The organism is Paraburkholderia unamae (genome assembly GCF_003268775.1).
GTDB lineage: Bacteria > Pseudomonadota > Gammaproteobacteria > Burkholderiales > Burkholderiaceae > Paraburkholderia > Paraburkholderia unamae.
Window position 1 is genome coordinate 367002 of record NZ_QLSU01000002.1, and the last position, 13393, is coordinate 380394.

Below are 13393 nucleotides of genomic sequence, written 5' to 3' on the forward strand. Positions count from 1 at the left end.
ATGACTACGCAATGGGAAGTCGTCATCGGTCTCGAGACGCACGCGCAGCTTTCGACGGTCTCCAAGATCTTCTCGGGCGCATCGACGCAGTTCGGCGCGGCGCCCAACACGCAGGCCTGTCCCGTCGATCTCGCGCTGCCCGGCGTGCTGCCGGTGATGAACCGCGGCGCCGTGGAGCGCGCGATCCAGTTCGGTCTCGCGATCGGCTCGACGATCGCGCCGCGCAGCATCTTCGCGCGCAAGAACTACTTCTACCCGGACCTGCCGAAGGGCTATCAGATCAGCCAGTACGAGATTCCGGTCGTGCAGGGCGGTCAGATCACCATTCAGGTGCCGGCCAACGAAAAGACCGGCAAGGAAGCGTACGAGAAAACCGTGAATCTCACGCGCGCGCACCTTGAAGAAGACGCGGGCAAGTCGCTGCACGAAGACTTCGCGGGCATGACGGGCATCGACCTGAACCGCGCGGGCACGCCGCTGCTCGAAATTGTCACGGAACCTGAAATGCGCAGCGCGGCGGAAGCCGTGGCTTACGCGAAGTCGCTGCACACGCTGGTCGTGTGGCTTGGCATTTGCGACGGCAACATGCAGGAAGGCTCGTTCCGCTGCGACGCGAACGTCTCCGTGCGTCCGGTTGGCCAGAAGGAATTCGGCACGCGCGCCGAGATCAAGAACCTGAACTCGTTCCGCTTTCTCGAAGAAGCGATCCAGTACGAAGTGCGCCGCCAGATCGAGCTGATCGAGGACGGCGGCACGGTGGTGCAGGAAACGCGTCTCTACGATCCGGACAAGCGCGAAACGCGTTCGATGCGCAGCAAGGAAGACGCGCACGATTACCGCTATTTCCCCGATCCCGACCTCATGCCGCTCGTGATCGACGCCGCGTGGGTCGAGCGCGTGAAGGGCGAGATGCCCGAACTGCCCGCGACGATGCAAGCGCGCTTCGTCGAGCAGTACGGCGTGACGGCGTACGACGCGAACGGGCTCACGTCGGGCAAGGCGATGGCGGCGTACTTCGAAGCCGTCGTCGCGAAGGCCGGCGCCGCGCAGGCGAAGGCCGTCGCGAACTGGCTGATGGGCGAAGTCTCCTCGCAGCTCAATCGCGAAGGCCTCGACATCGACGCCTCGCCGGTCTCGGCCGCGCAGCTCGCCGTGCTGCTGCAACGCATTGCCGACGGCACGATCTCGAACAAGATCGCCAAGGAAGTGTTCCAGGCGATGTGGGACGAGAAGGCCGCCGATGAAGCCGCAGCGGACCGCATCATCGAAGCGAAGGGCCTCAAGCAGATTTCGGACACCGGCGCGCTCGAAGCGATCATCGACGAGGTGCTCGCCGCGAACCAGAAGTCGGTCGAGGAATTCCGCGCGGGCAAGGAGAAGGCGTTCAACGCGCTGATCGGCCAGGCGATGAAGGCCACGAAGGGCAAGGCGAACCCGCAGCAGGTCAATGAACTGTTGAAGAAGAAGTTGGGCTGATCCCGCGCTGTTCGGGCATGCTTGCAGGGCGGCGTCGTGCGTGGGAGTGCGGCGCCGCCTTGTCGCTTCAGGCGCCGCGAACGCCGCCGGGCGTTTGCCGCACCACGGTTTGCCCATTGCAGCCGTCGTATCCATGAGAGGAGAGCAACGCATGACCAAGTCCCCGAGTCTCGACGACTACCGCGTGCCGTATTTCAGCGAGAAGAAGGCCGATAAGTTCTTGCTCGAAGCGCTCGATCCGGCCGCGAAGCCATTCTCGACCGGCAGCAAGGACGGCGACCGCGACCGCCTCGCGCAGATCGGCAACCAGCTCGACGTGCTCCAGGAGCGCCTGCACGCGCAGCGCCACCAGCGCGTGCTGCTCGTGCTCCAGGGCATGGACACGAGCGGCAAGGACGGCACGATTCGCGGCGTGTTTCACGAGGTCGATCCGCTCGGCCTGCGCATCGTGGCGTTTCGCGCGCCCACGCCCATCGAGGCCGCGCGCGACTTTCTCTGGCGCGTGCACATGCAGGTGCCGGCGGCGGGCGAGCTTGCCATCTTCAATCGCAGCCATTACGAAGACGTGCTCGTGCCGCGCGTGATCGGCCAGATCGACTCGGCCGAATGCGAGCGGCGCTACCGGCAGATTCGCGAATTCGAGGCGATGCTCGCCGAGAACGGCACGTCGATCATCAAGTGCATGCTGCACATCTCGAAGGACGAGCAAAAAAGCCGCATCCAGGCGCGCATCGACGATCCCACCAAGCACTGGAAGTTCGATGTCTCCGACCTGGAGGCGCGCAAGCAGTGGGACGCCTATCAGGCTTCATACCATGACGCGCTCGCGGCCACCTCCACGGAATACGCGCCGTGGTACGTGATTCCCGCCAATTCGAAGACGCACCGCAACGTGATGGTGGCCGAGTTGCTGCTGCGCCTGATGGAAAGCCTGAAGCTCGAGTTTCCGCCGGCGAAGCCCGAGCTCAAGGGTCTCAAGATCGAATAAGACCGAATGTATCTATCGTCTCGCGCCATACGGCCCGGCCCGGCGGCGCGAGGCAACGCAAACGAAGAGGAAAGAAGACATGTTGCGTGTGATCACCGCGAATCTCAACGGCATCCGCTCGGCGGCGAAGAAGGGCTTTTTCGAGTGGTTCGGCGAACAGAAGGCCGACGTGCTCTGCGTGCAGGAAATCAAGTGCTCGCAGGACGACATGACGCCCGAGTTCCTTGCGCCGCACAACTTCACAGGCTACTTCCAGCATGCGGTGAAGAAGGGCTATAGCGGCGCGGGCGTCTACTCGCGCCACGAGCCGGACGAGGTCATCATCGGCTTTGGCAGCGAGGAATTCGATCCGGAAGGCCGCTATGTGGAAACGCGCTACGGCAATCTTTCGGTGATTTCGGTGTACGTGCCTTCGGGTTCGAGCGGCGACGAGCGCCAGGCGGCGAAGTACCGCTTCATGGACGAATTCATGCCGCACCTCGAGGCGCTCAAGCGCGAGCGCGAGGTGATCGTGTGCGGCGACGTGAACATCGTCCACAAGGAAATCGACATCAAGAACTGGAAGGGCAACCAGAAGAATTCCGGCTGCCTGCCTGAAGAGCGCGCATGGCTCACGAAGCTCTTCGACGACGTGGGTTACGTGGACGTGTTCCGCACGCTCGACCCGCGTCCCGAGCAGTACACCTGGTGGAGCAATCGCGGCCAGGCGTATGCGAAGAACGTGGGGTGGCGCATCGACTATCAGATCGCCACGCCCGGCGTCGCGCACAAGGCGAAGAAAACGTCGATCTTCAGGGACATCAAGTTCAGCGACCACGCGCCGCTGACGATCGACTACGACTACAAGGTCAAGAGCTGACGCTCACCCCGGCGCGCTGAGAAACCGCCTTCAGGGCGCCGACACCACCTTGCGCTTCTGCACGGCCGGGATGCCTTCGTAGTCGGGCAACTCGGCAAGTGGCTTGCCGATGGCCTTGGCGTAGAGCGGCATCATGTCGGCGAGGCGCTTGGCGATATCGGCGCGGCGCGCCGGCGTGTACGGATGCACGTAGATGAAGCCCTGATCGCGGTCGGCGCGCGTGGCTTGCGCGAGCTTGTCCCACAACGTGAGCGCCGCGCGCGGATCGAAGCCCGCGCGCGAGGCGATATCGCTGCCGATCACGTCGGCTTCGGTTTCGTCGGCGCGGCCGTAGTGCATCTCCACGAGCTGCGAGCCGATACCGAGCGGAAACACGCCGAGATCCGCGAGCCCGAACAGTTGTGGCACGCTGCCCGATTCGATCTGCGCGGCCTGCTGCTCGCCCAGGCGCTCGCGCACGTGCTCGCGCACCGCATGCGCGATCTCGTGGCCGAGCAGCATGCCGAACTCATTGTCATTGAGCTTCACGCGGTCGAGCAGGCCGCCGTACACGACGATCTTGCCGCCCGGCAGCGCGTACATGCGGATGTCGTTCGAGCGGATGACCGCGATTTCCCACTTCCAGTTCTTGACGCGATCGCTCCACTTCAGCGAGTAAGGCGCGAGCCGGTCGACGAACGCGCGCACGCGCTGCACGTGCGGATCGCTTTCGGCGTAGAGGCGGTTCGAGTGGGCCGCGCCGCGCACGATTTCGTTGAACTCGGCCGTGGCCTGCGCTTCGAGCATCGGCGAGGGAATCAGGTTGCGGTAGACGGCGGCGTTGCCGAAACGCACCACGCGGCCCGTGTTTGGGGTGCCGGTGGTGCCGTTCGCGCCGCTTGCGCCAGACAGGTTGGCGGGCGCGACGGTCGCGGGCGCGCCGTTGTTGCCGGCACCCGTTGCCGCGTTGTTCGCAGCGCCGGCCGCCGCCGCAGCGGCGTTGCCCGGCGCGCCCGCAGGCGCGCTCGTGGCGGCCGGGTTGTCGGCGCCCCAGGCGTTCCAGGAAGAAAGGGCAGGCAGACAGGCGGCAATCGCCAGCACGAGCGTGCGCGAGCGCATGCCGCAGCGGCGCGCAAGGCGCTCGCTCGATCGCGGGCTTTGCACGGCGTTCTCATGCGGGCTCACAACCGGACTCTCCACGGGGCAATACGAATGAGCAGGAGCATACCCGGTACCGCGAGCACCGTGCAGACGATGAAATAGTCGAACCAACCGATCTGCGCGACGACATAACCGCTCGCGGCCGAGGCCAGCGTGCGCGGCACCGAGGCGAGGCTCGTGAAGAGCGCGAACTGCGTGGCGGTGTAGCGCGGGTCGGTCGTGCTTGCAATATAGGCGGTGAATGCGGCGAGCGTGAGGCCCGTCGCGAAGGTCTCGAAGCCGTAGACGAGCGCGAGCGCCACGGCGCGCGGATCGAGCGTGAGCTGCACGTGCGCGCCGAACAGCCCGGCCACGGACGACACCCCGTGGCTCACGGCGAGCACCGTGTCGTAGATCGCGGCGAGCGAGGGCGAATCCGCGCCGAGCTGCGCGAGCCACGCGAAGCCGAGCGTCGAGACCATCTGGAGGAAACCGAAAATCCACAGCCCGCGCCCGATGCCGATCTTCACGAGCGCCACGCCGCCGCCGATGCCGCCCGCGAGGCTCGCGCCAAAGGCCGTCATCTTGGCGATCACGCCGATCTCGGTGCGCGAGTAGCCGATGTCGAGAAAGAACGACGTCGAAAGCGTGGTCGCCATCGTGTCGCCGAGCTTGTAGAGGAAGATGAACGCGAGCACGAACAGGGCGGCGGCGAGGCCGTCGCGGTGCACGAATTCGGCGAACGGCTGCACGATCGCCTCGCGCAGGTTCTTCGGCGGTGCGCCATGCACTTCGGGCTCGCTCACCACGAGCGACATGATCATGCCGGGAATCATGAACACCGCCGTCACGACGAACACGGTGCTCCACGGCAGATGGTCGGAGAGGATCAGCGCGAGCGAGCCGGGCACGAGCGCCGCGATCTTGTACGCATTGACGTGCACGGCGTTGCCGAGGCCCTGCTGCGTGTCGGTGAGGAGTTCGCGCCGGTAGGCGTCGATGGCGATGTCCTGGCTTGCGCCGAAAAACGCCACGAGCGCGGTGAGCGCGGCCACGGTCCAGATCGAATCCTTCGGCGAAACGTAGCCGAGCGTGCCGATGGCGAGCGCCACCAGGATTTGCGTGACGAGCATCCAGCCGCGCCGCCGCCCGGGCTTCCAGCCCGGCAGGCGCGGCACGTAGCGGTCCATGAGCGGTGCCCAGACGAACTTCCACGTATAGGGAAACTGGATCAGCGCGAAGAGGCCGATTTCCTTGAGATTGACGCCCTCGGAGCGCAGCCACGCCTGCACGAGATAGACGAGCGTAAAGAGCGGCAGCCCCGAGGTGAAGCCAAGGAACACGCAGATCAGCATGTGCGTATTCAGGTACGCACGCCAGCCGGGGTGGGATTCGTGAGCGGCGAGGTGATCGTTGCGGGCAGGTGCCTCGTGGGGCGGATTCGGCATGTCGTCGTTAGCGGCGGCGGTGTTGGGCGCGGTTCCTTGCGAACCGGTCGGGCGAAAAAACACGCGACGCCGCGCACGGCGTCATTTTTTTCTCACGCGATAGACCGCAAGACTACCACGCCAGTTCACACCCCATCGAACGGTCTGACCCCCGTGCAGCACGGCGCGGTCGAGAATTTCGATGCCGACCTCGGGCGCGAGCGCCTCGAAATCCTTCACCGTGAGCACACGCACGTTCGGCGTGTTGTGCCACTGGTAGGGCAGCGACTTCGACACCGGCATGCGCCCGCGCAGCACCGAAAGCCGGTGCGGCCAGTAGCCGAAGTTCGGAAACGAGACGATGCACTCCTTGCCCACGCGCGCCGTCTCGCGCAGGATCGCGGCGGTCTGGTGAATCGTCTGCAAGGTCTGCGAGAGGATCGCGAAGTCGAAGCTCGCGTCTTCGAAGAGGCGCAGGCCGTCTTCGAGATTCTGCTGGATCACGTTGATGCCGTTCTTCACCGACGCGAGCACGCCCGCGTCGTTGATCTCGATGCCGTAGCCCGTGCATTCCAGCTCCTCGGTCAGAAGCGAGAGCAGCGAGCCGTCGCCGCAGCCGAGGTCGAGCACCTTGGCGCGCGGTTCGATCCAGCGCGCGATGGTGCGGAAGTCGGGACGGGCGGAAAGACTGTCGAAAGCGCTCTGGTTCATGCGCCCACCTCAGCAGCAATACGTTCGTAGTAGGCGCGCACGACATTGTGATAGCGCGCGTCGTCGAGCAGGAAGGCGTCGTGGCCGTGCGGCGCGTCGATCTCCGCGTAGCTCACCTGGCGTTTGTGATCGAGCAGCGCCTTCACGAGTTCGCGCGAGCGTGCGGGCGCGAAGCGCCAGTCGGTCGCGAAGCTCGCCACGAGGTACTTCGCCTTCGTGTGCGCGAGCGCGCGCGTGAGGTCGCCGTCGAACGCCTTGGCGGGGTCGAAGTAGTCGAGCGCGCGCGTGATCAGCAAGTACGTGTTGGCGTCGAAATAGTCGGCGAACTTGTCGCCCTGGTAGCGCAGGTACGACTCCACCTCGAATTCCACGTCGAAGTTGAAGTTGTATTCGTCGACGGCGCCTTCCGCGCGGCGCAGCGCCCGGCCGAACTTCTCGGCCATGTCGTCATCGGACAGATAGGTGATGTGGCCGATCATGCGCGCCACGCGCAGGCCGCGACGCGGCTTCACGTTGTGCGCGTAGTAGTCGCCGCCGTGGAAGTCGGGGTCCGAGAGGATGGCCGAGCGCGCCACCTCGTTGAACGCGATGTTCTGCGCCGAGAGCTTGGGCGTGGAGGCGACCACGATGCAGTGGCCGAGCCGGTCGGGGTAGCGCAGGCTCCATGCGAGCGCCTGCATGCCGCCCAGGCTGCCGCCCATCACGGCGGCGAACTTCTCGATGCCGAAGCGATCGGCCACGCGCGCCTGGGCGTCCACCCAGTCTTCCACGGTCACGACCGGAAACTTCGCGCCGTAGGGCTGGCCCGTGGCCGGGTCGATGCTCATCGGCCCGGTCGAGCCGAAGCACGAGCCGAGATTGTTCACGCCGACCACGAAGAAGCGGTTGGTGTCGAGCGGCTTGCCCGGCCCGACCATGTTGTCCCACCAGCCGACGTCTTTCGGGTTGTCCGCGTACACGCCCGCCACGTGGTGCGAGGCGTTGAGCGCGTGACAGACGAGCACTGCATTGCTGCGCGCGGCGTTGAGCGTGCCGTAGGTTTCGACCACGAGGTCGTACCCGGCCAGCGCCGTGCCGTTTTGCAGTTGCAGGGGCTCGTCGAAATGCAGTGTTTGAGGAGCGACGATGCCGATCGATTCCATTCGTTCCGCCTTGATTTTTCGGGCGGCTAAACGGTGTCGGCTGGCGCGGAGTGCGAAAGGATTGGCGCGGCTGACGACCTCTTTAGCCGCATTTATATCGAACTCCCGACGGGTTGCCAAAGCAGTCCGGGGAGTTCACGCGCCCGCAATCGAGTCAGCAAATCGGCGCGTGGGTATTGCAAAAGGAATGCAGAGTATATCGGAAAACGTGCAAAGCGATGCGGCGCGCGGGAAAAGCGCTGCGGGCGGCGCGGCGGCGTCGCCCGTCTGTCTTGCATGCGCCCGCGCACCGCGCGAGGCCGCGAAGCCTATCACTTGACCGGATGTTCGTTGCGCCAGCGCCGCAACTGGAAGGCCGCGATGATCATCAAGACGCCATAAAGCACCGCATAGGCGGCGATCACCCAGATCAGCGAGAGCGCGCCCGCGCCCGGGAACATCGCGAAGAAGAAGCCCACCGTGGCCGAGAGCAGCCCCGAAATCCCCACGGCCCACGGATGCGCGATGGCATGCCGGTACTGGATCGCGTAGACGATCTCGAAGATGCCCGTGAAGAACGCCCACACGCCGATGATCATCACGAGGACGATGGCCGTCTCGCCCGGCCAGAAGAACGCCACGAGTCCGGCGATCACGCCGATCAGACCGATGATCACGTAGGTCCAGCGTCGCGTGCCGCCGCCGCGCGCGCCGTAGATCAGCGCGAACGCGCCGTCGACGATGGCGTACGCGCCCCAGATGATGGCGAGCGTGAGCACCGTGAGGCCGGGCATCATCACGGCGAGGATGGCGAACAGAATGGCGGCGACGCCGCGCGCGATGAGCCAGCCCCAATGGGCGGAGAGGCTCGCGAGAATGGGAGGCAGGCCGATGGGAGGAACGGGACGGTTCATGCGACGGTTCTCCTTTGTCGAACCGGAGCCGGGGTTTCAGCCCTTGCTCCGGCGCCATGCAGGACGATGTCGTAGCGACGCCGGCTCGCCGCCCGCAGAAGAACGCCGCGCGGCCGCGCTACTGGAGGATGATGCGGATCTGCTCGTCGGCGTGCTCGCCCGGCGAGCGCGTGAAGCCGCTTTGCGCATAACGATGCCAGCAGCCAATCACGTAGCGCACGACCAGATTCGCACGGACCGTTGGATCGTACCCCTTGGGCGCGGCCTTCGCGTCGACGCGGTTCGACCCTGAAAGCGCTTTGCGCTCGGCTTCCTGAGCGAGATCAACGCGCAGGCATTGGCGCAGCGACGCCTCGACGCGATCGAGCATCTGGTTCACGCGCTCGGCGAGCCGCTCATGCTCGCCCACAAGGGCTTCGCAGGTCAAAACGCGGGTCATGCCCGCGTTGCGCGCGGAAAAGTTGACGAGCATCAGCGCGATGGCGCGCGCCTGGAGGACGCCGCTCGGCTCTTTCTCGACGATCTGGTTGATGAGCCCGAACAGCGTCTGCTCGATGAAGTCGATCAGGCCCTCGTACATCTGGGCCTTGCTCGCGAAATGACGGTAGAGCGCCGCCTCGGAAACGCCCAGGCGGGCGGCCAGCGCGGCGGTGGTGATTTTCTCGCCGCGCGGCGCCTCGAGCATGGAGGCGAGCGTCTGGAGAATGTGGATACGGCGTTCGCCCGGCTTCGGGCGGGGGGCGCGGCGGGCCGCGCCCGGCGATTCTGCTGCTTCGACTGCTTCACGCGTTTGTGTCGGCTGCATGGATATCGTCCCTGGCTTAGGCCCTGAGAGGCTCCCCCGTTGCGACTTCGAGCGTCCCGACTACAGGCCTGGTTTCAGGGATTTTAGCGAACGAATGCGACGATCGACATAGTGAGGCCGCCCGGTGCCCGGCAAGTGCGCCGGCAAATGCCCGGTGATCCACACGGTGCGGATGCCGAGGCGCCGGTAGCGCTTGAGGTGGCCGCGCGTGTCTTCGATGAGGATCGAGTCGGCGAGCGCCACGCCCGCCCGGCGCAGCGTGCCGCGCAGCATCGCGCGGTCGGGCTTGGCGCGCCAGTGGGTGCGCGAGCGCATGTTTTCGATCGCGATCACGCGCTCGAACAGCCGCTCGATGCCGAGCGCCGCGAGGACGGCGCGCGCGTAGGTCTCGGGCGCGTTCGTCAGCACGATCTTGCGGCCCGGCAGCGCGGCAAGCAGGCGGCCGAGCCCGCGCTCGGCGTGCAGCATGGCGTGCAGGTCGTCGAAGGTGTGCACGACCTTGAGGAAGTCGTGCGGATCGACCGGATGATGGCGCGCGAGGCCGAGCAGCGTCGCGCCGTAACGATGCGTGTAGCTCGTGCGCAGGTGATTGGCTTCGTCACGGCTCACGCCGAGCGCGTCGATGATGTACTGCGTCATGCCGGCGTTGATGGCCGGGAAGATCGCGCGCGACGCGTTGTGCAGCGTGTTGTCGAGGTCGAACAGCCAGACCGGCGTGCCCGGTGCGTGGGCGACGCGTCGCGGCCGGCGCCGGGCGTGCCTGGCGTGGGTGCTGGAGTCGGTCATCGGGGATGTGAGGCGCGGCGGCGGCGCACGGCCGCCGCCGGTGGGCGGCCGCTCAGTGCGAGCGGATCATCGTGCCGAACGGCTGTTCGGTCAGGATTTCGAGCAGCACCGAGTGCTCGATGCGGCCGTCGATGATGTGCACCGAACGCACGCCGCTCTTGGCGGCGTCGAGCGCCGACGAGATCTTCGGCAGCATGCCGCCCGAGATCGTGCCGTCTTCGAAAAGCGCGTCGATCTCGCGGGCCGAGAGGTCGGTGAGCAGGTTGCCCGCCTTGTCCATCACGCCGGGGATGTTCGTCATCATGACGAGCTTCTCGGCGTTGAGCACCACGGCGAGCTTGCCCGCCACGAGGTCGGCGTTGATGTTGTACGAGAGGCCGTCCTCACCGAAGCCGATCGGCGAGATCACGGGAATGAACGCGTCGTCCTGGAGCGCCTTCACGACCGCCGGGTTGATCGCATCGACCTCGCCCACCTGGCCGATGTCGACGTACTGACCGGGGTTGTCGCGGTCCGGCATCATCAGCTTGCGCGCGTGGATCAGGCCGCCGTCCTTGCCGGTCAGGCCGACCGCATGGCCGCCGAAGTGGTTGATGAGCGTGACGATGTCCTGCTGCACCTCGCCGCCGAGCACCCACTCGACGACTTCCATGGTTTCCTCGTCGGTGACACGCATGCCCTGGATGAAGGTGCCTTGCTTGCCGATCTTCTTGAGCGCCGTGTCGATCTGCGGGCCGCCGCCGTGCACGATGACCGGGTTGATGCCCACGAGCTTGAGCAGGATGACGTCGCGCGCGAAGCCCTGCTTCAGGCGCTCTTCGGTCATGGCGTTGCCGCCGTACTTGATGACGACGGTCTTGCCGTGGTACTGGCGGATATAAGGCAGCGCCTCGGCCAGAATTTCGGCTTTCAGGGTGGGTGCGATCTGCGAAAGGTCGATGGGCTCGGACATGGCGGCGGAGACAGGACGAAAAACAGACGAAACGCGCGGACGAAGATCCGCGGACGAAAAGCGCGGCCGCAAAACGGTCGAAACAGGCCGGATTGTACAGGACTGGCGCGGTGCAACAGGGAAAACGACGAGTACCGGCGCGCATGTGCAACACGCAGGCGGGACGGGGCAGGAAGGGGGCGGGCGCGCTCCGGGGACGGGCCGGCGACGACGCTACAACGAGGCCACAGCGGGGCCGCAACCAGGGCCGAAACCGGGCCGCGGCCGGGATGTGGCATCATTTCGCTGTCGCCGGTTCCCGGCTTCGAGAGGAGTGCGCGCCATGACCGCCTCCGCCATGCCCGGCACCGGCATGAAAAGCGCCCGTTGCCCGCGTTGCGGCAACAGCTTCGACTGCGGCCGCAACACCGAACCCTTCGACTGCTGGTGCAAGTCGCTGCCTGCCTTGCCCGCGAACGCGCTCGACCCGCGCGGGCGATGCCTGTGCCCCGAATGCCTCGCCGCGGCGGCGGCCCCGGCAGCCGGCGGGGCACCGACCGGCGGGGGACTCAAGCGCTGAATGGTGTGCCGGACCGCGCACCGGACTGTGTACCCAGCGCGAGCGCCGCGAGATCGGCGCTCACCTCGTCGAGCACCGGCTCCCACTGCCTGAACGCCTTCTGCCGATACAGCGTCGTATTGGGATACCACGGGCTGTCACGCCGCTCCAGTTGCCAGACCCAATGCGGATTCACGTCCAGCAGCGCCCACGTGCGCTTGCCTAGCGCGCCGGCAAGATGCGCGCTCGACGTGCACACCGAAATCACGAGATCGAGTGAGTCGATGAACGCTGCCGTGTCGTCGAAGGTCTGCCACTGGGCGGTGAAGTCGCTCACCTCGAAGCCCGCGGCGCGCGCGGCCGCCACGTCGGGCTCGGCGCCAGGCTGCAACGAGTAGAACGCCACGCCCTCGATGCCGCTGAAACGCTCGCGGTAGCGCTCGAGTTCGACGCGGCGAAACGGATTGCGCTTGTGCGTGAGGCTGCCGGTCCAGGCAAGCCCGACCTTCAGGCGCTTCTCGCCCGCGAGGCGCTCGCGCCAGTGCGCGGCCGCTGCGAGATCGGGCTTCAGATAGCCCACCGGGCCCGGGATCGTCGCTTCATCGGTGCCGAAGAGGAGCGGCAGGCTCAGGAGCGAGACTTCGCAGTCGTAGGGCGGCAAGGATTCGACCGGCCCGCCCGCGCAATAGAGATCGCACTGGGCGCCGAGACTGCGCACGAGCAGCTTGCCCATCTGCGGGAACGAATTCCAGACGAGCCGGCCGCCCTCGCGATGCACGCGCTCGGCGAGCATCGGCACGTAGCGGCAGAACTGGAGCAGGTCGCCCATGCCCTGTTCGCCCCACACCAGCAACGTGCGGCCCGCGAGCGGCTCGCCGCGCCATTCGGGTTTCGGGAACACCGGGCGGCCCGAGGCCAGCTCGCTCGCCCCTTGCCAGCGCAGCTCGTGTCCGGGCCAGCCTTCGGCATAGTTGCCGCGCAGCAGCTGGATCATCGACAGGTTCAGGCGTGCCGAAGCGTCGTTGGGCGCATACTGGCAGGCGCCGCGCGCGGCACGCTCGGCCTCGTCCCACTGTTGCGCTTCCTTGCATGCCATCGCGTAGTTGTTCAGGGCGAGCGGACTGTGCGGCACGAGCGCCAGCGCGCGGCGGCTTGCCGTGAGCGGGCGCGCCACGTCGGTATCGGTTGGGAACAGGTGAGCGAGGTTGATCCAGGCGTTCGCATTGCCGGGTTCGGCCGCGACGGTTTCGTTGAGTAGCGCGATGATTTGATCGTGATCAGATTTGATCTGGATCAAAGCTGATGCGAGATTGTTGCGCAGATTTGGAAACGTTCGCGCGATGGCGAGCGCGCGGCGGTAAGGTTCCACCGCGTCGGCGTGCCGGTTTGCGAACTGAAGCGCAAGCCCGGCGGCGAACCAGGCGGCGGCCCGCTCCGGCGCGAGTCTTGCCATCACGGCGCACAGGCGCACGGCCTCGTTGGCCAGCGCCGGGTCCTGGGCGCGCGCCGCCGTGATCATGAGCGTGTCGTCGTCGACGTCGCGCAGCGTGGCGCGAGCCCTGGCCAGCAACGCTTGCGCCACTGAGGTTTCGTTTTGGCCGTCGCTGGCGGCATCGACGAAATCAAGAAAAAGATCGTGGACGGGCTTCAGCGAACCAGGAAGAGAGGTGTGCATCTGTCTTGCTGTTTTGTCGGAG

The 13393-nt window shown here is 66.2% G+C and carries 13 protein-coding genes; 4 read left to right on the plus strand and 9 right to left on the minus strand.

Features of this window, described 5'->3' with window-relative positions; genetic code table 11:
- The 3 genes from gatB to C7401_RS04330 all read left to right on the plus strand — a co-directional run bounded on the left by gatB (position 1) and on the right by C7401_RS04330 (position 3323).
- Entirely contained in the window at positions 1–1476 is a 1476-nt protein-coding gene (gene gatB / locus C7401_RS04320; RefSeq protein ID WP_112170105.1) for an Asp-tRNA(Asn)/Glu-tRNA(Gln) amidotransferase subunit GatB, read from the plus strand.
- Between the two features lie 151 nt (positions 1477–1627).
- On the plus strand, positions 1628–2464 hold the full coding sequence (locus C7401_RS04325) for a PPK2 family polyphosphate kinase (RefSeq protein WP_112170106.1): 837 nt from the start codon (positions 1628–1630) through the stop codon (positions 2462–2464).
- A 79-nt stretch (positions 2465–2543) separates the two neighbouring features.
- Positions 2544–3323: an exodeoxyribonuclease III gene (locus C7401_RS04330; protein ID WP_112170107.1), complete on the plus strand. Its 780-nt coding sequence runs from the start codon at positions 2544–2546 to the stop codon at positions 3321–3323.
- Positions 3324–3353: 30 nt separating this feature from the next.
- On the opposite strand, the gene C7401_RS04335 is transcribed toward C7401_RS04330, so the two are convergent.
- The 8 genes from C7401_RS04335 to argB form a co-directional block, all read right to left on the minus strand.
- Positions 3354–4466, minus strand: a complete 1113-nt coding sequence (locus C7401_RS04335; RefSeq protein ID WP_258396865.1) for a M48 family metallopeptidase — start codon at positions 4464–4466, stop codon at positions 3354–3356.
- 17 nt (positions 4467–4483) lie between these two features.
- Positions 4484–5890 carry an AmpG family muropeptide MFS transporter gene (locus C7401_RS04340; RefSeq protein WP_112170108.1) on the minus strand — a complete coding sequence of 469 codons (1407 nt, stop codon included), beginning with the start codon at positions 5888–5890 and terminating at the stop codon, positions 4484–4486.
- Between the two features lie 81 nt (positions 5891–5971).
- The gene (gene metW, locus C7401_RS04345; protein WP_112170109.1) at positions 5972–6580 is read right to left on the minus strand and encodes a methionine biosynthesis protein MetW; all 609 of its coding nucleotides are present in this window, start codon (positions 6578–6580) and stop codon (positions 5972–5974) included.
- Positions 6577–7722, minus strand: coding sequence for a homoserine O-succinyltransferase MetX (gene metX, locus C7401_RS04350; protein ID WP_112170110.1), 1146 nt, complete (start codon positions 7720–7722; stop codon positions 6577–6579). Before metX ends, metW begins: the two co-directional genes overlap by 4 nt.
- A gap of 311 nt (positions 7723–8033) precedes the next feature.
- The gene (locus tag C7401_RS04355; RefSeq protein WP_112170111.1) at positions 8034–8615 is read right to left on the minus strand and encodes an HdeD family acid-resistance protein; all 582 of its coding nucleotides are present in this window, start codon (positions 8613–8615) and stop codon (positions 8034–8036) included.
- 118 nt (positions 8616–8733) lie between these two features.
- Positions 8734–9420 carry a nucleoid occlusion factor SlmA gene (slmA, locus tag C7401_RS04360; RefSeq protein WP_112170112.1) on the minus strand — a complete coding sequence of 229 codons (687 nt, stop codon included), beginning with the start codon at positions 9418–9420 and terminating at the stop codon, positions 8734–8736.
- Positions 9421–9480: 60 nt separating this feature from the next.
- Positions 9481–10206, minus strand: coding sequence for a pyrimidine 5'-nucleotidase (locus tag C7401_RS04365; protein WP_112170113.1), 726 nt, complete (start codon positions 10204–10206; stop codon positions 9481–9483).
- 52 nt (positions 10207–10258) lie between these two features.
- On the minus strand, positions 10259–11158 hold the full coding sequence (gene argB / locus C7401_RS04370; RefSeq protein ID WP_112170114.1) for an acetylglutamate kinase: 900 nt from the start codon (positions 11156–11158) through the stop codon (positions 10259–10261).
- Positions 11159–11480: 322 nt separating this feature from the next.
- Between argB and C7401_RS04375 the strand changes: the two genes are divergently transcribed.
- Positions 11481–11717, plus strand: a complete 237-nt coding sequence (locus C7401_RS04375) for a cysteine-rich CWC family protein (RefSeq protein WP_112170115.1) — start codon at positions 11481–11483, stop codon at positions 11715–11717.
- Here C7401_RS04375 and C7401_RS04380 read toward each other — a convergent pair.
- Positions 11707–13278 carry a hypothetical protein gene (locus C7401_RS04380; RefSeq protein ID WP_309251983.1) on the minus strand — a complete coding sequence of 524 codons (1572 nt, stop codon included), beginning with the start codon at positions 13276–13278 and terminating at the stop codon, positions 11707–11709. The two genes, C7401_RS04375 and C7401_RS04380, sit on opposite strands and share 11 nt — an antisense overlap.
- Positions 13279–13393: the final 115 nt, after the last annotated feature.